Genomic DNA, 22,806 nt, shown 5'->3' on the forward strand with positions numbered 1-22,806 from the left:
CCGTTCGGCAAGGTTTCGCGCGCAGACTGCGTTTCGCGCCCAGATTAGCGCCATCCAACCGGACCAACAGCCCAGCACAGGGTCACGCCAAAGGTTTACGCATGTTTCAGGTCGAACGACCGAAATCGATACTCGGATCGGTGATTGGCACCTTCGAGCTGATCTTTCACGCCAGCGTCCACAAGGTCCGCAAGGGACACGGCAACGCGATCGTCGGGCTGTTGCTGAACATCCTGCAGATGGTGCTGATGATCGTCGTCTTCTACACGATGATGAGCCTCCTGGGCGCGCGCGGCATGGCGATCCGGGGCAACTATGTCGTCTACCTGATGACGGGGATCTTCTTCTTCTTCACGCATATCAAGGCCATTGGCGCGGTCGCCAGCGCCGATGGCCCGACCTCGACGATGATGCAACACGCGCCCATGAACACAGTGATCTCGATTGTCGCCTCGGCGCTGGCCTCGCTCTACCAGCAGTTTCTCGCCGTCGCGGTGATCCTGTATCTGTACCACGCGGCCATTGAACCCATCAGCATCCACGATCCGGTCGGCGCCATGGGCATGATGCTGCTCTCTTGGGGGTCGGGCGTGGGAATCGGGATGATCCTGATGGCCGCAAAACCCTGGGCACCAGATTTTTTTGGCATCCTGACGCAGGTCTATATGCGGGCCAACATGTTCGCATCGGGAAAGATGATGGTCGCCAACAACACGCCCGGCCATATCCTGCAATGGTTCACCTGGAACCCGTTGTTCCATACGATTGATCAGGGCCGGGGCTTCGTCTTTCAGAATTATCACCCGCACAACAGCAACATCGCCTATCCGCTGGCCTGCACCTTTGTCTGCATCCTGATCGGGCTGATGGCGGAGTTCTACACGCGCAAGCACATCTCGGTCAGCTGGAGCGCCCGGCGGTAAGGGCCGCGACGCGGGCGCCCCGGTCGGAATTCCGTGCAACTCGCGCGATTTTCACACAGGCGTCATGCTTGCAGCGCTTCGAGGCCCTGCCTATATACGCCGGGAAGCCGGGGACAAATGTGCGCCCTGCTCAATTGGGATCGGGGACGGAAGCCTCTTGAGGGTCCGCCTCCATAACATCGCCTGAAGAAGAGGTACTATCATGGCCAAAGTCATCGGGATCGACCTCGGGACGACCAACTCCTGCGTTGCCATCATGGATGGATCGCAGCCCCGTGTGATCGAAAACTCCGAAGGTGCACGCACCACGCCCTCGATCGTGGGCTTTACCGACACTGAACGTCTGGTTGGGCAGCCCGCCAAGCGTCAGGCTGTCACCAACCCGACCAATACCGTATTTGCCGTCAAACGCCTGATCGGTCGCCGCGTGGGCGATGCCGAGGTGGAAAAGGACAAGAAGCTTGTCCCCTATTCCATCGTGAACGCGGGCAATGGCGACGCATGGGTCGAAGTGCGCGGCGAGAAGTATTCGCCGGCGCAGATCTCGGCCATGATCCTGCAGAAGATGAAGGAAACCGCCGAGTCCTATCTGGGCGAGACGGTGACGCAGGCCGTGATCACGGTGCCTGCCTACTTCAACGATGCGCAACGCCAGGCCACCAAGGACGCGGGCAAGATCGCAGGGCTTGAGGTTCTGCGCATCATCAACGAGCCGACCGCCGCCGCGCTGGCCTATGGGCTTGACAAGAAAGACACCAAGACCATCGCCGTCTATGACCTTGGCGGTGGCACCTTCGACATCACCATCCTCGAAATCGATGACGGTCTGTTCGAGGTGAAATCGACCAACGGCGACACCTTCCTCGGTGGCGAAGACTTCGACATGCGCATCGTCAACTATCTGGCTGACGAGTTCAAGAAAGAGCATGGCGTCGATCTGACCCAGGACAAGATGGCGCTTCAACGCCTGAAGGAAGCCGCTGAAAAGGCCAAGATCGAGCTGTCGTCCTCCAGCCAGACCGAGATCAACCAGCCGTTCATCTCGATGGACCGCAACTCGGGCACGCCGCTGCACATGGTGATGAAGCTGACCCGCGCCAAGCTGGAAAGCCTTGTGGACGACCTGATCAAGAAGTCGATGAAGCCCTGTCAGGCCGCGCTCAAGGATGCAGGCCTGTCGACCAGCGACATCGACGAGGTGGTTCTGGTCGGCGGGATGACCCGCATGCCGCGCGTGATCGAGGAAGTGACCAAGTTCTTTGGCAAGGAACCCCACAAGGGCGTGAACCCGGATGAGGTCGTGGCGCTTGGCGCGGCGATCCAGGCGGGCGTTCTTCAGGGTGACGTGAAGGATGTGGTCCTGCTGGACGTGACCCCCCTCAGCCTCGGGATCGAGACGCTGGGCGGCGTATTCACCCGTCTGATCGACCGCAACACCACCATCCCGACCAAGAAGAGCCAGGTCTTCTCGACCGCCGAGGACAATCAGAACGCGGTGACGATCCGCGTGTTCCAGGGTGAGCGCGAGATGGCGGCAGACAACAAGCTGCTTGGCCAGTTCAACCTTGAAGACATCCCGCCGGCACCGCGCGGCCTTCCGCAGATCGAGGTCACCTTCGACATCGACGCAAACGGCATCGTCAGCGTCTCGGCCAAGGACAAGGGTACCGGCAAGTCGCAGAACATCACGATCCAGGCGTCGGGCGGCCTGTCCGATGACGAGATCGAGAAGATGGTCCGCGACGCCGAGGCCAATGCCGAGGCAGACAAGAAACGCAAGGACCTTGTCGAGGCCCGCAACCAGGCCGAAAGCCTGCTGCACTCGACCAAGAAGTCGCTCGCCGAGCACAGCGACAAGGTGGACCCGTCCACCGTCGAGGCGATCGAACTGGCCATGGGCGCGCTGGAAGAAACGCTGAAGACCGAAGACGCGGGCAAGATCCGCGGCGGTATCCAGAACGTGACCGAAGCGGCGATGAAGCTGGGCGAGGCGATCTACAAAGCGCAAGCGGCTGATGCCGGCGGCGACGACGAAGGCCCGCGCTCGGTCGATGACGACATCGTTGACGCCGATTTCGAAGATCTCGGCGAAAACAAGCGGAAGTAAGGCCGCTGGAAACGGAAAGGGGGCGGTCCGGCAACGGGCCGCCCCTCGCCGGTTCCACAGGGGAATGATCCATGGCGAAACGTGATTTCTACGACGTGCTTGGCGTCTCTCGCGGTGCTTCCGCCGAGGAGCTGAAGAAGGCCTATCGCCAGAAGGCCAAGGAGCTGCACCCCGACCGCAACGCCGACAACCCCAATGCCGAAGCCCAGTTCAAGGAAGTGAACGAGGCCTACGACGTTCTGAAGGATGCCGACAAGAAGGCCGCCTATGACCGTTTCGGCCATGCAGCCTTTGACGGCGGCATGGGTGGCGGTGGCGGGCCGCGTGGTGGCTTCTCTGGCAACGGCGATTTCGCCAGCGCATTCTCGGACGTGTTCGAGGACCTGTTCGGCGACTTCATGGGCGGGCGCGGCGGTGGCGGCGGCGGGGCAAGGTCGCGGGCGCAACGCGGCTCTGACCTGCGCTACAACCTGCGCATCAGCCTGGAAGAGGCCTTCAAGGGTGTCCAGAAGACCATCAATGTCCCGGCCTCTGTCACCTGCGACAGCTGCCATGGCACCGGGGCCGAGGGTGGCGCCGAGCCTGTGACCTGTCCGACCTGTTCGGGCATGGGCAAGGTGCGCGCGCAGCAGGGCTTCTTTACGGTCGAGCGCACCTGCCCCACCTGCAATGGCATGGGCCAGATGGTCAAGAACCCGTGCAAGGTCTGCGGCGGCGCCGGCCGGACCGAAAAGGACCGCGCGCTGTCGGTCAACATCCCCGCGGGGGTGGAGACGGGCACCCGCATCCGTCTTGCGGGCGAGGGAGAGGCAGGTCTGCGCGGCGGGCCTTCGGGTGATCTCTATATCTTCATCGAGGTCAAAGAGCATCCGATCTTCCAGCGCGACGGGGTGCATCTGTTCTTCCGTGTTCCGGTGCCGATGACCACCGCGGCATTGGGGGGCGAGGTTGAAGTGCCCACGATCGACGGGGGCCGCAGCCGCGTAAAGGTGCCCGCTGGCAGCCAGACCGGCAAGCAGATGCGCCTGCGCAGCAAGGGGATGCCTGCCCTGCGTGGCGGCGGCGTGGGCGATCTGATGATCGAGCTTGCGGTCGAAACGCCGGTGAACCTGACTGCGCGGCAGAAAGAGCTTCTGCGCGAGTTTGAAAAGCTGAGCGAAGAGAACAACCCCGAAGCATCGTCCTTCTTCTCGAAGGTCAAAAGCTTCTGGGACGGGATGAAGTAAAAGGGCGCCTGCGGGCGCCCTTTTACTTCAGCGGCGGTCGCTGCGCACCGGATCGGCCAACAAGCGCAAGCCATTCAGCACTACAAGCACCGTGCCACCTTCATGCCCCAGGACGGCAAGCGGCAGCGGCAAGTTGAAGAAAAGCCCCCCGATCACCAGCACGACCATGGCGCCAAGCGCAAAGATCAGGTTCTGCCGGATGATCCTTGCGGTGCGACGGGCAAGGCGTTGTGCGGCGGCCAGTTGCGCCATCTCGTCTGACAGCAGCGCGACGTCGGCCGCCTGCAGCGCAACCTCGCTTCCTGCGGCACCCATGGCGATGCCCACATCTGCTCGCGCCAGCGCCGCCGCATCGTTCACGCCGTCGCCCACAAAGGCGATATGCCCCCTATTGCCCAGTTCGGCCACCAGCCGGACCTTGTCTTCCGGCAAAAGCTCTGCGTGGATTTCGTCCGCCGTGAAACCAAGCTCCGCCCCGATCCGGTCGGCAACGCTGCGGCGGTCACCGGTCATCAGGGCGACGCGCATGCCTTGGGCGCGCAACTGAACCAGCGCGTCGCGTGACGATGTGCGGGGCCGGTCCGCCACGGTGACAGCCCCCAGTACCTCGGGTCCTCGCCCAAGCCAGATCAGGGTTTCGGCGCCGTCGCTGGCACCATCGATCATCGGCAGATCCGCCCCCATGCGCGCCGCAAGACGGGCGTTGCCTGCCCAAAGCGCACCCGCCGCATCGCGCCCCGTGATGCCTTCGCTGGGCAGCGCGACGATCTCTGAAACCGGGGCAGCGGCGAGACCCCGAGCCGTCACCTCGCGCCGGATCGCGTCGGCAATCGGATGCTCGGAATTGGCCTCAAGCCCTGCGAGCAGGGCAAGAAACTGCGCCGCATCCGTCGCATGCACGCCCGTCACCTCGGCCCGACCGGTGGTCAATGTGCCAGTCTTGTCAAAGGCAAAGGCCTTAACCGCAGCCAGACGCTCCAGCGCCGCGCCACCCTTGAAAAGAACGCCACCCCGCGCAGCCGCCGACAGCGCAGACAGGATCGCCGCGGGCACCGAGATGACAACCGCGCAGGGGCTTGCCGCCACCAGCAGCGTCGCCGACCGATAGAGCGCATCATCAAGACCGCGCCCGAGGCCCATCAGTATCAGGAAGGCCGCGACCGACCCTGCAAGAACCATCAGCGTATAGCGCTGGCCGAACCAGTCAGAGAACTGTTCCGACGGGGCCTTGGCTGCCTGCGCCTCGGTGACCAGCGTCACCATGCGCGCGACGGTGCTTTCCGCCACCGAGCGTGCGACCGTCACTTCGAGCACGCCATTCAGGTTTACGGTCGCCTCAAAGACCTTTTCTCCCTCGGCCCGGCGCACCGGCACCGATTCCCCGGTGATGCTCGACAGGTCCATCAGCGCTGACCCCGCGCGGATCACCCCATCCACCGGGATACGCCCACCAGGTCTGACAACGACGACATCGCCGGGGTTCAGACTGTCAGACGCGACCTCGACCTGCCCATCTGCGGTCAGAAGAAAGGCGGTATCGGGCCGCATCGCCATCAGCGCCTCGACCGCGCGGCGGGCGCGGCCCATCGCACGGGTCTCCAGCGTCTCGGATATGGCGAAAAGCGTCAGCAGCACCGCGCCCTCAAGCGGCGATCCGACGGCAGCGGCGGCAAGTGCGGCCAGCACCATCAGCAGGTCGATGTCCAGACGGAATCGCCGGAACAGGATCACCAGCGCCGAGATCAGCGTGGGCACCCCGGCTGCAAGGTAGACGGCCACAAGGCCCGCCATCCCCCACCATCCGGGCCAGACGAACTGCGAGACCAGCGCGGCTGTCATGCCGGCAAGCGTCAGGATGATCAGGACGGACTGCGCATCGGCCCCGTCATGAGAGTGGCTTTGGGCAAGTGCCATGGCTGTCTCCCTTTCGGGTAGCCTAGGCGGTCAACCGACCATCCGCAAATCCGGAAATCCGTGCTGTGACAATCTGGCCTTCCGGCTGATCGCTGGCAAAGGCCACTTCCGTGAACTGCCCCGTGCGTCCAAGTCGCGGACCTTCCATCAGAATCCGATGCTCGACGCCCACCTGCGCAGAAAGGTGCCGCGACAGCGCCACATCGCCCGCCGCCCGCAGCCGCGCCGCGCGGTCCTTGATCACCGGCCCCTTGACCTGCGGCATGCGCGCCGCCGGCGTGCCCTTGCGGGGGCTGAAGGGAAAGACGTGCAGGAAGGTCAGCCCGCAGTCTTCGACCAGCCGGATCGAATTTACGAACATCTCTTCGGTTTCTGTCGGAAAGCCCGCAATGATGTCGGCGCCGAAAACGATATCGGGGCGCAGACGGCGCGCCTCTTCGCAAAAGCGGATCGCGTCGTCGCGCAGGTGACGCCGCTTCATCCGCTTGAGGATCATGTCGTCGCCTGCCTGCAGGGACAGGTGCAGATGCGGCATCAGGCGCGGCTCGTTCGCAATGGCCTGCATCAGCATCTCATCCGCCTCGATCGAGTCGATAGAGCTGATACGCAGGCGCTGCAGGTCCGGCACCAGCTTCAGGATGCGCATGACCAGATCACCAAGGCGCGGCGTCGCCGGAAGATCGGCGCCCCAGCTTGTCAGGTCGACGCCGGTCAAAACGACCTCATGAAACCCGCGATCGACAAGCCTCTTGATCTGCTCAACCACCACCCCCGCCGGAACCGAGCGCGAATTGCCTCGGCCAAAGGGGATGATGCAAAAGGTGCAGCGATGGTCGCAGCCGTTCTGCACCTGTACATAGGCGCGGTGCCGGCCAAATCCGTCGATCAGATGCCCCGCCGTCTCCTTGACAGACATGATGTCATCGACCTGCACCCGCTCGCTTGTTCCGATCAGGTCAGGGACGCGCAGGCTGGCCCAGGTGTCGGCCTGCATCTTCTCGGTATTGCCGACAACCTTGGTAACCTCTGGCATCGCGGCAAAGGTCTCGGGCTCGGTCTGCGCGGCGCAGCCCGTCACGATCACCGGCGCACCCGGGTTCTCGCGGGCGAGACGGCGGATTTCCTGCTTGGCCTTGCGGACGGCCTCGGCCGTCACGGCGCAGGTATTGATGACAACCGCGTTGTCCACCCCGGCCGCTGCGGCGAGTTCCTTCATCGCCTCGGTCTCATAGGCGTTCAGGCGGCAACCAAGGGTGGAGAAGATTGGCGCGCTCACGCCAGTGCCCTCAGGAATGCGGGCGAAAGGACGCCATCGAAGACATGGGCCACCGGACCCGCCATCCAGACGCCATCGGCGCGCCAGTCAATCTCCAGCACACCCCCATCGAGGTCAAGCGTGACGTGTCGACCGGTCAGGCCGCGTTCGGCAGCAGCGACCGCCGTGGCGCAGGCGCCCGAGCCACAGGCAAGCGTGATGCCGGCGCCGCGTTCCCAGACCCGCATGCGCAGCCGGTCAGGCCCGACGAGGCTTGCAAACTCGACATTTGTGCGCTCGGGGAACAAGGGATCGGTTTCGAACCGCCGTCCTTCGGCGGTAACGTCCACAGCCTCGGCATCCGGCACGAAGAACACACAATGCGGGTTACCCATCCCCACCGCCACCGGATCGCCCGGCAGGGGCAGATGCGCGGTGTCCACGGCCATTGACAGCGGCACCTCGCGCCAGTCGCGCTGCGGCTGGCCCATGTTCACGCTGACCCGGCCGTCGGGCAGGCGTATCGCGGCAAGATGGCCCCTTTGCGTCACAAGGCGCACGTCATCGCGGCCCAGTTGGCGCATCATGAAATCGCTGACACAGCGCGTGGCGTTGCCACATGCCCCGGCACGGCTGCCGTCAGAGTTCCAGAAATCCAGCGCGAAATCCGCGCCTTCGGCATCATGGATCTCGGCCAGCTGATCGAACCCCACTCCACGATTGCGGTCGCCCACCGCCCGCGCCAACACAGGCGTAACCACCGGCCCGCGCCCGCGCGAGTCGATGACAACGAAATCATTGCCCGCCCCGTGCATCTTCATGAACGGCAGGCCCTGGGGAAAAAGCTGATCCATGACCGCCTCCTACCGCAGTTCAGGGGATTCTTCCAGAGACCCGCTTTTTTCGGAATTTCGCTCTTGACCCCCCCGCATGAAGCCCTTAGTTAGCCGCTCACAGACGGCGGGCCGGTAGCTCAGTTGGTAGAGCAGCTGACTTTTAATCAGCGGGTCACAGGTTCGAATCCTGTCCGGCTCACCACTGTATCCTCCTCCAGACATTGATAGACGGAATGCGAACCAAGCGCAGAACCGTTTGATTTTCTGGGGATAACAGTGGTGCGTCACCGTCCGCCTGTGGTGGTCGATCGCCTGCAGAACTCCCAAGGATCATGGAATCGTGCCCGCCCCGGTTGCGGGTCCTGCACATCCATCCATCGACAGCCCCCCGCGCATCTTCTACAAAAGTCGGGTCGATTGTCAGTTTATCCGAGTGCATATGACCCAGTCCCGATTCCCGCATGAAGCCTATCTGGCAACCCGCCATTTCGGCGATCTCGATGGCCTGCGATTCATCTGCATTGCTGCGGTGATCTGGCACCATGCGCCGATCTGGACCGGCCTGTCGTCAAATGCCTCCGGTCTTGCCTCGCGCGGCCACGTTGGCGTCGATTTCTTCTTCGTACTGTCAGGCTTTCTGATCACCACACTTCTGCTGCGTGAGGAGGGCGCCAAGGGGCGCTTCAGCCTGCGGGGCTTTTACTGGCGGCGCGCGCTGCGCATCATTCCGATCTACTATCTGGTGGTCAGTGTGGCGGCGCTATACGCGATCGTGCTCAAGGGGCAGACCGCACAGGCAGCACTTCTGCCCTACTACTACCTGTTCCTGTCGAACTTCCTGACCGTTCCGCATATCGCCATGCTCGATCCGACATGGTCGCTTGCGGTTGAAGAGCAGTATTATCTGGTCTGGCCGCTTTTGCTGCTGATCCTGCCCCGTCGATGGATCATTCCTGTGCTGCTGGTGCTGATCGCGCTGAACATCGCGGGCGCACTGGGTGCCTTTGCCGGTCTTCCGCCAATCCAGACCACATATCTGCGGCTCGGGCTCAGCGGGCCGACCTATGCGCCCATCCTGATGGGGTCTCTGGTTGCCGTGCTGATGCACCGGCCGCGCGGATTTTCGGCCATCTGTCGGCTTGCGGGGTTCCGTCTGGCACCGCTGGCGTGGTTTGCCGTGATCATCGCCATTCTGGCGGTACCGGGCCACTTGCAGGGCTGGCCGAACCTTGCGCTTCATACGGCGATGTGTCTGGCATTGGCCAGTCTTGTGGTGCGCGAGGGGAATGTGATGTCCCCCTTCCTGCGCCTGCGCCCCGTCGCACGCATCGGGCAGATCAGCTACGGCATCTACCTCTATCACCTCTTCGCCCTCGTGCTGGTCAGCGAGGTGTTCGGGGCCATCGGGCTGAACAGTCCGTGGGGGGTTCTGGTCGCCTATTTCGCCCTGTCGATCCTGATCGCCGAAATCAGCTTCCGCACCTTTGAGGCCTGGTTCCTTGGTCTGCGCCACAAGGCACTTGGCCGCGTGGGGCGGTCGCCTGCGGTCTGACCCGACCGCAGGCCTCCGTATCAGGCGGTGACGAAGTCGCGCACGAAATCCGTTGCGGGGCGCGCGCGTATGTCCTGCGGCTTGCCAACCTGTTCGATGCGCCCCATCGACATGACGACCACCAGATCGGCAAGCTCCATCGCTTCTTCCTGATCGTGGGTCACGAAAACCGTGGTCAGGCCCGTCTCGTCATGGATATCGCGCAACCCCTGCCGCAACTCCTTGCGGACCTTGGCATCCAGCGCGCCAAAGGGCTCATCAAGCAGCAGCATCCGCGGCTCGATGGCCAGAGCACGGGCCAGCGCGACGCGCTGGCGCTGCCCACCCGACAACTGGCTGGGGAACCGCCCGCCAACTTCGGGCAACTGGATAAGTTCGAGCAACTTTGTGACGCGGCGCGAGATTTCGGCCTTGGTGGGACGGCTTGCGCGCGGCCGGGCATTCAGCCCATAGGCAATGTTGTCGAAAACCGTCATGTGCCGGAACAGCGCATAGCTTTGAAACACAAAGCCGGCGCGGCGCTCCTGCACTGTCAGCCCTGTGGCATCCTGCCCGTCAAAGAGCACCCGCCCCGAGGTCGGAAACTCCAGCCCGCCGAGGATGCGAAGAAGCGTGGTCTTCCCCGACCCGGACGGACCAAGCAGCGCCACCAGAGCGCCCGAGGGGATCGACAGCGAGACCGGATGCAGCGCCGCCGTGACGCCGAACTGCTTGGAGATTTCGTCGATTTCGATGTGCATGTGCGGCCTCCTAATGGCGGTGCGTGGCAGCGAGTTGATCGGCATGGCGGATTTCCAGCGCGGTCTTGAGAAGAAGGGTGAGAAGTGCAAGCAGGGCGAGAACCGCGGCAAGGCTGAAGGCCGCGACCGAGAGGTATTCCTGATAGAGCATCTCGATCGTCGTCGGCATCGTGGCGGTTTGGCCCCGGATCTTGCCCGATACGACCGAAACGGCGCCGAATTCCCCCATCGCGCGGGCGTTGCAGAGCAGCACGCCGTAGAGCAATGCCCAGCGGATATTCGGCAGCGTCACGGTCCAGAACGTGCGCCAACCGCTTGCGCCAAGCGTCAACGCGGCCTCTTCCTCGGCCCGGCCTTGCTCGATCATCACCGGGATCAGCTCGCGCGCAACAAACGGGAACGTCACAAAGAGCGTGGCAAGGATGATGCCCGGCATCGCAAAGACAATCGGAAAGCCCTGCGCCACCAGCCATCCGCCGATCAGCGAATTGGTGCCAAACATCAGCACGATGCAAAGCCCGGCCACCACCGGAGAGACCGAGAACGGCAGATCGATCAGGGTGATCAGAAAGGCCTTTCCACGGAAGTCGAACTTCGTGATGAACCACGCGGCGGCAATGCCGAAGGCTGCGTTAAGCGGGACCGAGATCGCGGCAATGGTCAGTGTCAGCCGGATCGCATCCAAGGCATCGGGGTTGGCAAGGCTGCGCAGCGCCGCCGACACCCCATCGGCCAGTGCCTCGGCAAAGACCGCAATCAGCGGCGCAAAGACCAGGATCGCAAGGCCGATGAAGGCGACGCCAATCAAGGCCCGTCGTGCCAGCGGGCTTTCCTCGGTCGCAGATCGGAAGCGCGCCGTGGTCCCTTTTTGAAGCGTTGCATCAGACATGGCCAATCCTCCGGCGGCTCCAGATCTGGATCAGGTTGATCGCGAGCAGCATCGCAAAGCTGATCAGCAACATGGCGATGCCGATGGCGGCGGCGGCGTCATAGTTGAACTCTTCAAGCTGGATGATGATCAGCAGCGGAGCAATTTCGGTCACCAGCGGGATGTTTCCCGCGATGAAGATGACCGAGCCATACTCTCCGACGGCGCGGGCCAGCGCGAGGGCAAAGCCCGTCAACGCCGCCGGCGCGAGCATCGGCAGGATCACATGGCGCAGCGTATGCAGGCGCGAGGCGCCAAGCGTGGCGCTCGCCTCCTCGACCTCGCGCTCGATCTCTTCGACAACGGGTTGCACCGTGCGGGCGACGAAGGGCAGCCCCACAAAGACCAGCGCAATGAAGATGCCCCATTGCGTGTAGGCGATCTTCCAGCCGATGCTGGCCGCGATGTGCCCGAAGGTTCCGTTGGGCGCATAGAGCGCCGTCAACGCGATGCCGGCGACTGCGGTCGGCAGTGCGAAGGGCAGATCGATGGCCGCATCCAGAATGCGGCGGCCCGCAAAGCGATAGCGTACCAGCACCCAGGCCAGAAGCACGCCGAACACGAGGTTGAAAAGCGCCGCCAGCAGCGAGAGCCGGAACGACAGGAACAGGGCCGCCCAGACCCGTTCACGGTTCACCGTCTCCCAGATACCCTCCAGACCATAGTTGGCGCCCTTCAGAAGAAGGGCGCCGATGGGCAGAAGGACGACAAGCGACAGCATCGTCAGGGTGATCCCCATCGACAGGCCAAGGCCGGGCATGGGGGATCGGTGGATCAGGGGTCTGCCCATCACGACACCTTATTTCGCAACGTAGATCTGGTCGAAGATGCCGCCATCGCCAAAGTGTTCCGGCTGCACCTTGGACCAGCCGCCGAAGCTTGCGATGTCCACGAGCTCAAGCTTGGGGAAGCGCGCCACATCCTCGGGGTTCGCCTTGGATGCGTCCCATGCCCGGTAGAAGTGCTTGAAGGCCAGCGCCTGCCCTTCTGGCGAATAGAGGAAGTTCAGGTAGCCTTCAGCCAGTTTGCGGCTTTCATCAGACTTGATGTTGCCCTCCACCAGTGCCACCGGCGGCTCTGCCAGAACCGAGACGCTGGGCACGACGATGTCGAACTGATCCTCGCCCAGTTCCTTCAGCGCCAGATAGGCCTCGTTCTCCCAGGCCAGCAACACATCACCGATGCCACGCTGAGCGAAAGTGGTGGTCGAGCCCCGCGCCCCGGTGTCCAGCACCGGCACATGCTTGAACAACTCGCCCACAAAGGCCTTGGGATCCTTGCCGTTCTTTTCAGCCCAGGCCCAGGCCGCCAGATAGTTCCAGCGCGCACCGCCCGATGTCTTGGGGTTCGGGGTGATGACCTCGACGCCCTCGCCCACCAGATCGCCCCAGTCCTTCAGGCCCTTTGGGTTCCCCTCGCGCACCAGAAAGACGATGGTCGAGGTATAGGGCGATGAGTTGTGCGGCAGTTTCGACTGCCAGTCCTTGGGCAACTTGCCCGCCTCGGCAATCTTGTCGATGTCCGAGGCCAGCGCCAGCGTCACCACCTGCGCTTCAAGCCCGTCGATCACGGCGCGCGCCTGACTGCCCGATCCACCATGGCTGGCTTCGATCGTGGGGGCGGGATTGCCTTGGGCAACCCAGTGGGCGCTGAAGACCTCGTTGAACTCGCGGTAAAGCTCACGCGTCGGGTCATAGCTGACGTTCAGCAGCGATTCCGCGCGAAGTTCCGGCGCCGCGGCGACGGAGAACAGGGCCACCGCCAGCGCGCTGATCGCTCCGCGCAGAAAGCGGGGCACGGGCCAACCGGTCAGACGCTGGTGTCCGGTTTCGATGGTCACGCGCCCGTCGTGATGCTCGGCCACCTTCAGGCCTTGGGCAGTGACGGTTCCGGCAAGTTGGATCGTGGTCAGCATGGCGGTTTCTCTCTCTGTCGGTGCCGGGCTTTGCGCGGCGAATTGTCTGGGGATCAGGGGCACGAGGCCGAGAAGGATCGAGGGGAATGTTGCCGTCATCGCCGGACTCCGGGATCAATGCGCTCGACGCGCGCCTCCCAGAGCGCCGGGTCGCGGCCCTCCAGCAGTTCGGCGACAGCCTCGGCGGGATGACGGGTGAACACCGTCAGGGGTGTTCCGTTGACGCGGTGCAGATCACCTGTGCGGCGGTCGACCAGACGAACCGCGCAGGTTCCCAGATCGCCTTGCATCATGCGCCTGGTTCCCGTCAGAGCGGTGGCGGCGTGTGATTCCATTTGCGATCTCCTCTGCCCTGGGGCGGCACCGTGCTGCCCTTTGCCCTTTAATAACGACATTGTTGGTCGAGTATTTCCAGAGAAAATTCACGCCAATCTTTATCGTGTATTTAGAATTTTCTTCCCTTTCGGGGCCGAATCCCGTGCAGGATTATGAGCATAATGCAATAATTTCAATGTATTACGCAGTATCACGCCATCGGCCACGGCCGCGAATCAAATCACGATCAAAGTTATAGACATTTAGCCAAAGCCTGCCATTCTACCCTCACACCCCGCAGCCGGGCTTGCTCGGGCGACACATGGACCAGAATGGAGGACAGAGGATGGAGGCGCTGGATCTGATCGACCGCAAGATCGTGGCCGAGCTGATGCGCGATGCCACGCTGCCGGTGGCCCAGATTGGAGAGAAGGTGGGTCTGTCACAGACCCCCTGCTGGAAGCGCATCCAGCGCCTGCAGGAGAACGGTGTGCTGACTTCTCGGGTTGCGCTGGCGGACCCTGCAAAGCTGGGCTTTGGCCTGACGATCTTTGTCGGGATCGAGGCGCCTGACCACAGCGCCGAGTGGCGCGAGGTCTTCGTGCGCGCGGTGAACGCCATCCCCGAGATCATGGAGGTTTACCGGATGGCGGGTGAGATGGACTACCTGCTGCGCATTGCGGTGGCAGACATGGCGGCGTTCGATACGCTCTACAAACGCCTGACGGATGCGGTGCCGATCAAGAACGTAACCTCGCACTTTGCGATGGAGAGGATGAAGTTCACCACAGCCTACCCGGTGGATACCCGCAACCGGTGACGTCTCGGATCATCCGCCGCGCACGAGGGCCCCTGTCTGCAGTGTGCGCGCCATCCGCCTGACGCCCTCACGGATGCGGTCCTCGCTGATCGAGGAATAGCCCAGCCGGAAGTGGCGGCAAATGTCCGGCGGTACGGCAAAGAACGGATGGCCCGGCTCGATCAGCACGCCCTCTGGGCGCAGCGCTTCGGCCAGGTCCGCACTGTCGACACCTTCCGGCGCGGTGACCCAGAGGCTGGAGCCCCCATGACGCGCCGCGCCCACCACGTCGAGCGGAGTTCCGGCAAGTGCCGTCACCAGCGCGTCGCGCCGCCGCCGGAATGTCTCGCGCAGGCGCACAAGATGGGCGTCGTAATGACCAAGGGCGAGGAAATAGCCCGTCACCCGCTGCATGTGGCCCGGCGCGTGCCGCAGCATCATCGCCCGCAGCGCGCGCGCCTGACGTATGAACGGCTCGGGGCCGACCAGATAGCCAATGCGCAGACCCGGAAACAGCGACTTGGAAAAGCTGCCCAGATAGATCACGCGCCCCGATCCATCGAGCGACTTGAGCGAGGGCGAAGGCGGCTCCAGAAAGCCCATCTCGGTTTCATAGTCATCTTCGATCATCAGAAAGTCGTGCCGATCAGCGGCGGCCAACAGGTCTCGGCGGCGATCCAGCGTCATTGTGATCCCGGCGGGAATCGAGTGGCTGGGCGTGACCAGCACGAGCCCGGTCTGCGGCGGCAGGTCGTCAGGGTTCAGGCCCTGTGGATCGGTTGGCACAAACAATGTGGGCATGCCGTGCAGCCGCAAGCTCTCGGCAAAGTCGGGAAAGCCGGGATCCTCGACCACAGCCAGCCGGTCAGGCTGGGCCAGCAGACCCACCGCAATCCACAGCGCATTCTGTGCGCCCAGCGTGATCAGCACCTCTTCCGGGCGGGCGCGGATGCCACGCCGCGGCAGGGTATTGCGACAGATATAGTCGACCAGAACCGGATCATCCTGGGTCAGGCTGTCATCGGCCAGTTCCGCAAAGTCGCGCGCACCAAGCGCCCGCCGGGCACAGTCGCGCCAGGCGGTATGGTCAAACAACTGCGGATCGGCCTGTCCATATATGAACGGATAGGGATAGCTGCGCCAGTCGAGCGGCTTCACGATCCGGCGCCGCCGTGTCAGATCGGGCAGTCGTGCGGCCCAGTCGACCCGGCTCGCGGCGGTCAGGTCGATCGCCTCCAGCCGTCGGTGCGGCACTTTATGCGAAACCGCAAAGCCCGAACGCGGGCTGCTTTCCAGATACCCCTGCGCGACAAGCTCTTGATAAACAAGCGTCACGGTCAACCTCGAAAGCCCCAGATGCTCGGCCAGCATCCGCGTCGAGGGCATCCGGCTGCCCGGCTGCGCCCGCGTATCGAGCAGGACAGAGGTGATCGAGGCGGCAAGCTGCATCTGCAGCGGCTCGCGTCGTTGGCGATCCACAAAGAACATCTCGGGTGAAATCTGGCCGATCAGGGACATCCATCTGGACCTAAACTTGTATGGATCTGGATATAACCACGCGCCGCGTGGCGTGACAACCTGCCGCAGTCCGACCGAGAGAGTCGGCTGAACAGGGAGTTCCAACATGACCTTTTCGCTCCGCACGCTGCGCCGTGCGACCGTCCTTGCCATGCTTTTGGCCAGCGCCGTCCCGGCCGCCGCACGCGATTTCCGTATTGCCGTGGGCGACGGCGCGGGCGGCACCCAAGAGGCGCTCGGGCTTGCCTTCGTCAAGGCGCTGGAAGAAAAATCGGGCGGCACGCATACCGCCAAGCTGTTCCTGAACGGCCAGTTGGGCGACGAGCAGGACACCGTCACCGCCGCCGCGACCGGAACGCTGGATTTCTCGATCCTTGCGATCAACAACATCACGCCCTTCTCGCCTTCGGTTGGCACCCTGACGCTGCCCTATGTCATCCTCTCGCTTGAGGACGCTGAGAAGATCACCCAGGGCGAGATCGGCCAGCAGATGGTCGACAGGACGGTCGAGGATGCCGGCGTTCGCATCATCGGCTGGGCCTATTCCGGGTTCCGGGTGCTGACCAATTCCAAGAAGCCGGTCACGACGGTCGCCGATCTGCAGGACCTCGTCATCCGCGTTCCCAAAAACGAGATCATGATCGAGACCTACAAGTCCTGGGGCGTGAACCCGACGCCGATGGCGTGGTCGGAAACCTTTGCCGCACTTCAGCAAAAGGTCGTTGACGGCCAGGACAACCCCTACATGACCGTGCACGCGATGAAGTTCGACGAGGTGCAGAAGTACGTCACCAACATTCGCTACATCTTCTCGATCGAGCCGCTCATCGTCTCGGAACAGCTGTTCCAGAGCCTGAGCGCCGAAGAACAGGCCGCAGTCCTCGCAGCCGGTCAGGAGGCCACGCTCGCCTCGGGTCAGTTCCTGCGTGATCAGGAAGCGCAGATCAAGGCAGATCTTCAGGCCAAGGGCATGGAGATCAGCGATCCGGCGGATGGCGAGGCAGAGTTTATCGCGCTCGCAACCACGGCGGTCTGGCCGAAATTCTACGACAGCATAGGCGGCAAGGACGTTCTGAACGGCGTCCTGACCGCACTCGACCGACCCACCGTCGAGTGATTGCCGCCCGGGGCCGCGCCCCTTCTCCGCGGCCCCGTCCCTGTCGTCTTGCAACAAGGGTCAGCCATGTCATCCTTCTGGCGCCACCTCGACAAGCTGGAGAGCTACATCTGCCAGCTTCTGCTTGCCGCCTTCGTCTGCCTGCTGTTCGTGCAGATCATCTCGCGGTCGGTCTTTGGCAATTCGATCACCTGGATCGAAGAGCTTTCCGTCTTCATGTTCGTCTGGTTTGCCTATTTCGGGGCCAGCTATGCCGCGCGGATGTATGCGCATAACCGGGTGTCCTTTCACCTCAACCGCATGCCGCGCAGCGTCGCGCGCTGGATCGAGGCGGCGGGCGATTTGGTCTGGGTCGGCTTCAACCTGGTCTTCATCCGCTACGCGATCGAATACATCAGCCTGCTCAAGCCCTTTGTAAAGGCGCAGACGCTGGGCTGGCCGATGAAGTGGGTGATGCTGGTGCTGCCCATCGCCTTTGCGCTGATGACGCTTCGCATCCTGCAGGTGAACTACCTCAAGCTCGTGCTGGGTCAGGATCCGCGCGATCCGGACGAGGTCGATGTGGCCGCGCTCGCGGCTGGCGCAAAGCCGGAGGCCGCGTGATGGACGGCGATATCACCCTGGTCCTGTTTGGAACTTTCTTCCTGCTCATGCTTCTGGGCGCACCGATCTCGGTCGGGCTTGGTGTCTCGGCGCTGTCGGCCATGTGGTATCTGGGCGACAACCCGATCAAGATGGTACAGATCGCCTTTTCGTCGGTCGGGGCCTTCCCGCTGATGGCGCTGCCAGCCTTCATCCTCGCCGGGGCCCTGATGGAGGCTGCGGGCATCTCGCGCCGGCTGATCACGGTCGCCGAAAGCCTTGCCGGGCCGTTTACCGGCGGCATTTCCGCCGCGACTGTGGTCGCCTGTCTGTTCTTCGGCGCGATCTCGGGCTCTGGTCCCGCCACCACTGCCGCCGTGGGCATGCTGATGATCCCGGCCATGGTGCGCGCGGGCTATGCCAAGGGCTATGGCGCAGCTGTCACTGCCGCATCGGGCGGGCTGGGCATCGTGATCCCGCCCTCAATCCCGATGGTGATCTTCGGCATCTCTGCGATGGGGATGCAGCCCCCTGTCGAGGCGGTCGAGCAGTTCGGCGCCTTCCAGACGGTCTCGATTTCCAAGCTGTTTATCGCAGGTTTCCTGCCCGGCTTCCTGATGGCCTTCGGCCTGCTGGTGATGAACTGGCTGCGCTGCCGGGCGGCAGGCTATCGCGGCGGCGGCGAGCCGCTGTCGGCGGGCCGTATCCTTGAAGCCTGCCGCAAGGGGTTCTGGTCGCTGATGGCGCCCGTCGTGATCCTGGGTGGCATCTATGCAGGTCTCTTTACCCCGACCGAGGCCGCAATCGTTGCCATCGCCTACACCCTGATCGTCGGCATCTTCATCTACCGCGAAATTCGCCTGAGCGAGGTAATGCGCGCGCTGGAGGCGACAACCTGGCTGACGGGGCGGGTGCTGCTGGTTCTGTTCACCGCAACGATCTTTGGCCGCATCCTCGTCGAAAACCAGATCCCCGCGCATATCGCAGATGCGATGCTGGGTCTGACGCAAAACATCGCCGTCATCTGGGCCCTGATCATCGGGTTCCTGCTGTTCGTCGGCATGTTCATGGAGACGCTGGCCGCCATCATGATCCTCGTGCCGGTGATGCTCCCGGTGGCCTACTCGGTCGGCATCGATCCGATCCACTTCGGCATCGTGATGATCTGCACCCTCTCTGTCGGGTTCCAGACCCCACCGCTGGGCGAGAACCTCTTCATCGCCTCGGGCATATCCAAGGTATCGATTGAAGAGATCTCGGTGCGCGCCCTGCCCTTCGCCGCTGCCAGCACCGTCATGATCGCCGTGATCGCAGCCTTCCCCGAGATCGCGCTCTGGCTGCCCCGCGTGATGGGCTACTGAGCCACCCCTCCTCGTCACTGGCCCCCGCTTCGGCGGGGGCAAATCGAAAGGACCTACCATGACCCTGACCGCCGCTGACCTGAAGGCTACCTTTGACGCCTTCAACCGCCATGACATCGCTGCCGTGATGACTCATTTCGCCGAGGATTGCGTCTTCACCACGGTGGGCGGGCCCGAGGTGTTCGGCACGCGGATCGAGGGCCGCGCGGCCATTGCCAAGGCCTTTGCCGCCGTCTGGACCGCGATGCCCGACGCCGAATGGGCCGACCATCGCCACTTCGTCTGCGGCGACCGTGCCGTTTCGGAATGGACTTTCCGCGGCACCGATGCCGAAGGGCGTCGCACCGAGGCGCAGGGCGTCGATCTGTTCACCCTGCGTGACGGCAAACTGGTGATGAAGCAGGCTTTCCGCAAGCAGCGCCCCGTCATCGAGACACGCTGACCCCACCTTTCCACAGCAGGAAACACGTCGATGCAAGGCACGACACCCATGCGCATGCGCGCACCATACAACCCCAAGTATGACCCCGTAACCGATAGATCAATCGGAAGCGGTTCAGACTACGCCCCGACGTATTGGATCGGCACGGCAGGTCCCGCCCCACAGGACGATGGTCCCGTCACCGGCGACATGGATGTCGATGTCGTCGTGATCGGCTCGGGCTACACCGGTCTGTCCTGCGCCCTGCATCTGGCCAAGGAGTTTGGCATCAAGGCGCATGTGCTCGAGGCCAATGGCGTGGCCTACGGCTGCTCCACCCGCAACGGTGGACAGGCGCAGATCTCGTCGGGGCGCCTGAAACGGTCGCAATGGATCGAACGATGGGGCCTTGATGTCGCCAAAGGCATGCATGCCGAGGTGTCCGAAGCCTTCGCGCTGTTCCGCAGCCTGATCGTTGACCATGCCATCGACTGCGAGCCACAGGACGGCGGGCATTACTACATCGCCCACAAGGGCTGGATGATGCCCAAGCTGGCCAAGGAGGCCGCGCTGCTGCGCGACACCTTCGGATACGGCGCCCGCATGCTGAGCCGCGAGGAACTGCACGAGACGGCGGTGCGCGACCAGGAAGCCCATGGCGCAATGTGGGAGCCTGATGGAACGGCGATCCACGCCGCAAAGCTCGCCTTCGGCTATATGCGCGCCGCCCGCGAACTGGGTGCCCGGATCCATACCGACAGCCCCGTCGAGGGATGGGAAACGAAGAACGGCATCCACCACCTGCGCACGCCAGGTGGCACCGTGCGGGCCCGCGCTGTCGCTGTCGCGACGGCGGGCTATGCCCCGCGCGGCCTTCATCCGCGCCTGCGTGACCGCATCATGCCGATCATGTCGAACTCGATCGTCACGCGGAAATTGCGCCCGGCCGAGCTTGACGCCTGCGGCTTCAAGGTCGGCTCGCCGCTGACCGACACGCGGACATTGCGCCACTACTACCGGCTCTTGCCGGATGGCCGGGTGCAGATCGGATCGCGCGCCGCCATCACAGGCCAGGATGCGGACAATCCCGCCCATCTGGCGAGCCTGCGTGAAGGGCTTGCCCGCAAGTTCCCGGCGCTGCGCGGGATCGATCTGGACTACAGTTGGTGGGGCTGGGTCGATGTCAGCCATGACATGATGCCGCGCATCACCGCCGTGCCGGGCCTGCCCAATGCCTTCTACGCGATGGGCTATGGTGGCAACGGGGTGATGTACTCGGCGCAGGCCGGGCGCCGGATGGCCCAGCTTGTGGCCGGACGCGCGGCCGACGTGCCGCGCCTGCCGATCTTCCATCAGGAACTGCCTCACGAGGGCTGGAAGACACCGTTCCGACGGCTCGGCCAATGGGGCCTCTACAAGCTTTACCACTTTCAGGACGAACGCGGCTGACCCCCGCGAACAAGGAGACATGCAATGAAAATGACCACCGAAGAAGCCTTTGTGAAAGTGCTTCAGATGCACGGGATCGAACATGCCTTCGGCATCATCGGTTCCGCCATGATGCCGGTTTCGGACCTGTTCCCCAAGGCGGGGATCACCTTCTGGGACGTGGCACATGAAACCAACGGCGGCCTGATGTGCGACGGCTTCATCCGCGCCACCGGCAAGATGGCCATGGCAATCGCCCAGAACGGTCCTGGCGTGACCGGCTTTGTCACCGCCGTGAAAACCGCCTACTGGAACCACACGCCCATGCTGCTGGTGACGCCGCAGGCCGCCAACAAGACCATCGGTCAGGGCGGTTTCCAGGAGATGGAGCAGATGCGGCTCTTCGCCGACAGCGTCTGTTACCAAGAAGAGGTCCGCGACGCCTCGCGCATCCCCGAGGTGCTGAACCGCGTGATCCTGCGTGCATGGCGCAACTCGGCCCCGGCGCAGATCAATATCCCGCGTGACATGTGGACCCAGGTCATCGACGTCGACCTGCCGCAGGTCGTGCACTTCGAGCGCCCCGCCGGCGGCGAGGATGCCGTGGCCGAGGCCGCGCGGCTTGTGTCAGAGGCGCGCTTCCCTGTCATCCTGTCGGGCGCGGGCGTCGTGCTTTCGGGGGCGATCCCCGATGTCGTGGCACTGGCTGAACGACTGGATGCGCCGGTCTGTTCCAACTACCAGCACAACGACAGCTTCCCCGGCTCGCACCGTCTGGCCATGGGTCCCCTGGGCTACAACGGCTCGAAAGCCGCGATGGAGATCATCGCCAAGGCCGATGTGGTTCTGGCGCTTGGCACCCGTCTCAATCCGTTCTCGACCCTGCCGGGCTATGGCATCGACTACTGGCCGCGCGAGGCCAAGATCATTCAGGTCGACATCAATGCCGACCGGATCGGATTGACCAAGAAGGTCTCTGTCGGAATTCAGGGCGATGCGGGCAAGGTGGCACGCGGGATCCTCGCGCAGCTTTCCGGCACCGCGGGCGATGAAGGCCGGACTGAGCGTCGGGATCTGGTTTCGCAGACCAAGTCTCGCTGGGCACAAGAGCTTTCCAGCCTCGACCACGAGCAGGACGACCCCGGCACCGTCTGGAACGAAGAGGCCCGCGCCCGTGACTCTGGCCTCATGTCGCCCCGTCAGGCCTGGCGCGCCATTCAGGCGGCCATGCCCAAGGATGCGATCATCTCGTCCGACATCGGCAACAACTGCGCAATCGGCAACGCCTACCCGGCCTTCGAGAATGGGCGCAAATACCTCGCTCCCGGCCTCTTTGGTCCCTGCGGCTACGGCTTCCCCGCGATCCTCGGCGCCAAGATCGGCTGCCCTGATACCCCGGTGATCGGCTTTGCCGGCGATGGCGCCTTCGGTATCTCGATGAACGAGATGACAGCCTGCGGCCGCGAGGACTGGCCTGCCGTCACCATGGTGATCTTCCGCAACTACCAGTGGGGTGCGGAAAAGCGCAACACGACGCTTTGGTACGCCAACAACTTTGTCGGCACCGAACTTGATCGGGACACGAGCTACGCCGGTATCGCCCGCGCCTGTGGCGCACATGGCGTGCAGGTCCGATCGACCGAAGAACTGACGACCGAGCTGCGCCGGGCAGTCGAGCGTCAGATGAAGGATCGCGAGACCACCTTCATCGAGGTCCTGCTCAATCAGGAACTGGGCGAACCCTTCCGCCGTGACGCGATGAAGAAGCCTGTTCCGGTTGCGGGGATCAACCGCGAGGACATGCGTCCGCAGCGCGGCGCGCTGTAACCGCCCGACCGGCGCGGCCCCGTTAACCGGGCCGCGCCATCC

The 22,806-nt window shown here is 63.6% G+C and carries 20 protein-coding genes and 1 tRNA gene; 12 read left to right on the forward strand and 9 right to left on the reverse strand.

Features of this window, described 5'->3' with window-relative positions; genetic code table 11:
- Positions 1–101 precede the first annotated feature (101 nt).
- The 3 genes from FQU74_RS12160 (at position 102) to dnaJ (ending at position 4,256) form a co-directional block, all read left to right on the forward strand.
- Entirely contained in the window at positions 102–923 is an 822-nt protein-coding gene (locus tag FQU74_RS12160) for an ABC transporter permease (protein ID WP_146286745.1), read from the forward strand.
- Between the two features lie 202 nt (positions 924–1,125).
- The gene (gene dnaK / locus FQU74_RS12165; RefSeq protein WP_146286746.1) at positions 1,126–3,030 is read left to right on the forward strand and encodes a molecular chaperone DnaK; all 1,905 of its coding nucleotides are present in this window, start codon (positions 1,126–1,128) and stop codon (positions 3,028–3,030) included.
- 71 nt (positions 3,031–3,101) lie between these two features.
- On the forward strand, positions 3,102–4,256 hold the full coding sequence (dnaJ, locus tag FQU74_RS12170; RefSeq protein ID WP_146286747.1) for a molecular chaperone DnaJ: 1,155 nt from the start codon (positions 3,102–3,104) through the stop codon (positions 4,254–4,256).
- Positions 4,257–4,283: 27 nt separating this feature from the next.
- Here dnaJ and FQU74_RS12175 read toward each other — a convergent pair whose 3' ends face one another.
- The 3 genes from FQU74_RS12175 to dapF are packed head-to-tail and all read right to left on the reverse strand — an operon-like array spanning position 4,284 to position 8,279.
- On the reverse strand, positions 4,284–6,170 hold the full coding sequence (locus FQU74_RS12175; protein ID WP_146286748.1) for a heavy metal translocating P-type ATPase: 1,887 nt from the start codon (positions 6,168–6,170) through the stop codon (positions 4,284–4,286).
- Positions 6,171–6,192: 22 nt separating this feature from the next.
- Positions 6,193–7,446, reverse strand: a complete 1,254-nt coding sequence (mtaB, locus tag FQU74_RS12180; RefSeq protein ID WP_146286749.1) for a tRNA (N(6)-L-threonylcarbamoyladenosine(37)-C(2))-methylthiotransferase MtaB — start codon at positions 7,444–7,446, stop codon at positions 6,193–6,195.
- The gene (gene dapF, locus FQU74_RS12185) at positions 7,443–8,279 is read right to left on the reverse strand and encodes a diaminopimelate epimerase (protein WP_146286750.1); all 837 of its coding nucleotides are present in this window, start codon (positions 8,277–8,279) and stop codon (positions 7,443–7,445) included. Before dapF ends, mtaB begins: the two co-directional genes overlap by 4 nt.
- A gap of 108 nt (positions 8,280–8,387) precedes the next feature.
- Here dapF and FQU74_RS12190 point away from each other — a divergent pair.
- Together FQU74_RS12190 and FQU74_RS12195 are read left to right on the forward strand one after the other, a co-directional pair.
- Positions 8,388–8,463 (forward strand) — tRNA-Lys (locus FQU74_RS12190).
- 237 nt (positions 8,464–8,700) lie between these two features.
- On the forward strand, positions 8,701–9,813 hold the full coding sequence (locus tag FQU74_RS12195; RefSeq protein ID WP_146286751.1) for an acyltransferase family protein: 1,113 nt from the start codon (positions 8,701–8,703) through the stop codon (positions 9,811–9,813).
- Between the two features lie 20 nt (positions 9,814–9,833).
- On the opposite strand, the gene FQU74_RS12200 is transcribed toward FQU74_RS12195, so the two are convergent.
- The 5 genes from FQU74_RS12200 to FQU74_RS12220 form a co-directional block, all read right to left on the reverse strand.
- Positions 9,834–10,553 carry a sulfate/molybdate ABC transporter ATP-binding protein gene (locus FQU74_RS12200; protein WP_170246236.1) on the reverse strand — a complete coding sequence of 240 codons (720 nt, stop codon included), beginning with the start codon at positions 10,551–10,553 and terminating at the stop codon, positions 9,834–9,836.
- Positions 10,554–10,563: 10 nt separating this feature from the next.
- Positions 10,564–11,442, reverse strand: a complete 879-nt coding sequence (cysW, locus tag FQU74_RS12205) for a sulfate ABC transporter permease subunit CysW (RefSeq protein WP_146286753.1) — start codon at positions 11,440–11,442, stop codon at positions 10,564–10,566.
- Positions 11,435–12,271: a sulfate ABC transporter permease subunit CysT gene (cysT, locus tag FQU74_RS12210; protein ID WP_146286754.1), complete on the reverse strand. Its 837-nt coding sequence runs from the start codon at positions 12,269–12,271 to the stop codon at positions 11,435–11,437. The genes cysW and cysT overlap by 8 nt, the downstream gene beginning before the upstream one ends.
- A 9-nt stretch (positions 12,272–12,280) precedes the next feature.
- A complete protein-coding gene (locus FQU74_RS12215; RefSeq protein ID WP_146286913.1) occupies positions 12,281–13,396 on the reverse strand; it encodes a sulfate ABC transporter substrate-binding protein in 1,116 nt (371 codons plus the stop codon).
- A 95-nt stretch (positions 13,397–13,491) separates the two neighbouring features.
- Positions 13,492–13,731, reverse strand: a complete 240-nt coding sequence (locus tag FQU74_RS12220) for a hypothetical protein (protein WP_146286755.1) — start codon at positions 13,729–13,731, stop codon at positions 13,492–13,494.
- A gap of 326 nt (positions 13,732–14,057) precedes the next feature.
- Between FQU74_RS12220 and FQU74_RS12225 the strand changes: the two genes are divergently transcribed.
- Positions 14,058–14,531, forward strand: a complete 474-nt coding sequence (locus tag FQU74_RS12225) for an Lrp/AsnC family transcriptional regulator (RefSeq protein ID WP_146286914.1) — start codon at positions 14,058–14,060, stop codon at positions 14,529–14,531.
- Between the two features lie 9 nt (positions 14,532–14,540).
- Here the strand turns inward: FQU74_RS12225 and pdxR are convergent, their stop codons facing one another.
- Positions 14,541–16,028, reverse strand: a complete 1,488-nt coding sequence (gene pdxR, locus FQU74_RS12230; RefSeq protein WP_170246237.1) for a MocR-like pyridoxine biosynthesis transcription factor PdxR — start codon at positions 16,026–16,028, stop codon at positions 14,541–14,543.
- Positions 16,029–16,134: 106 nt separating this feature from the next.
- Between pdxR and FQU74_RS12235 the strand changes: the two genes are divergently transcribed.
- The 6 genes from FQU74_RS12235 (at position 16,135) to xsc (ending at position 22,764) form a co-directional block, all read left to right on the forward strand.
- Complete coding sequence (locus tag FQU74_RS12235) at positions 16,135–17,145, forward strand: TRAP transporter substrate-binding protein (protein ID WP_146286756.1); 1,011 nt, start codon at positions 16,135–16,137, stop codon at positions 17,143–17,145.
- 66 nt (positions 17,146–17,211) lie between these two features.
- Positions 17,212–17,748: a TRAP transporter small permease gene (locus FQU74_RS12240; RefSeq protein ID WP_146286757.1), complete on the forward strand. Its 537-nt coding sequence runs from the start codon at positions 17,212–17,214 to the stop codon at positions 17,746–17,748.
- Complete coding sequence (locus FQU74_RS12245; RefSeq protein WP_146286758.1) at positions 17,748–19,088, forward strand: TRAP transporter large permease; 1,341 nt, start codon at positions 17,748–17,750, stop codon at positions 19,086–19,088. The genes FQU74_RS12240 and FQU74_RS12245 overlap by 1 nt, the downstream gene beginning before the upstream one ends.
- 58 nt (positions 19,089–19,146) lie before the next feature.
- Positions 19,147–19,530, forward strand: coding sequence for a nuclear transport factor 2 family protein (locus FQU74_RS12250; protein WP_146286759.1), 384 nt, complete (start codon positions 19,147–19,149; stop codon positions 19,528–19,530).
- A gap of 30 nt (positions 19,531–19,560) precedes the next feature.
- Entirely contained in the window at positions 19,561–20,958 is a 1,398-nt protein-coding gene (locus FQU74_RS12255; RefSeq protein ID WP_170246238.1) for an NAD(P)/FAD-dependent oxidoreductase, read from the forward strand.
- A 24-nt stretch (positions 20,959–20,982) separates the two neighbouring features.
- Entirely contained in the window at positions 20,983–22,764 is a 1,782-nt protein-coding gene (gene xsc, locus FQU74_RS12260) for a sulfoacetaldehyde acetyltransferase (protein ID WP_146286760.1), read from the forward strand.
- Positions 22,765–22,806 lie beyond the last annotated feature (42 nt).

Origin of the sequence: Gemmobacter aquaticus, from assembly GCF_007859075.1 — a bacterium.
In the GTDB taxonomy this organism is placed as follows: domain Bacteria; phylum Pseudomonadota; class Alphaproteobacteria; order Rhodobacterales; family Rhodobacteraceae; genus Gemmobacter; species Gemmobacter aquaticus.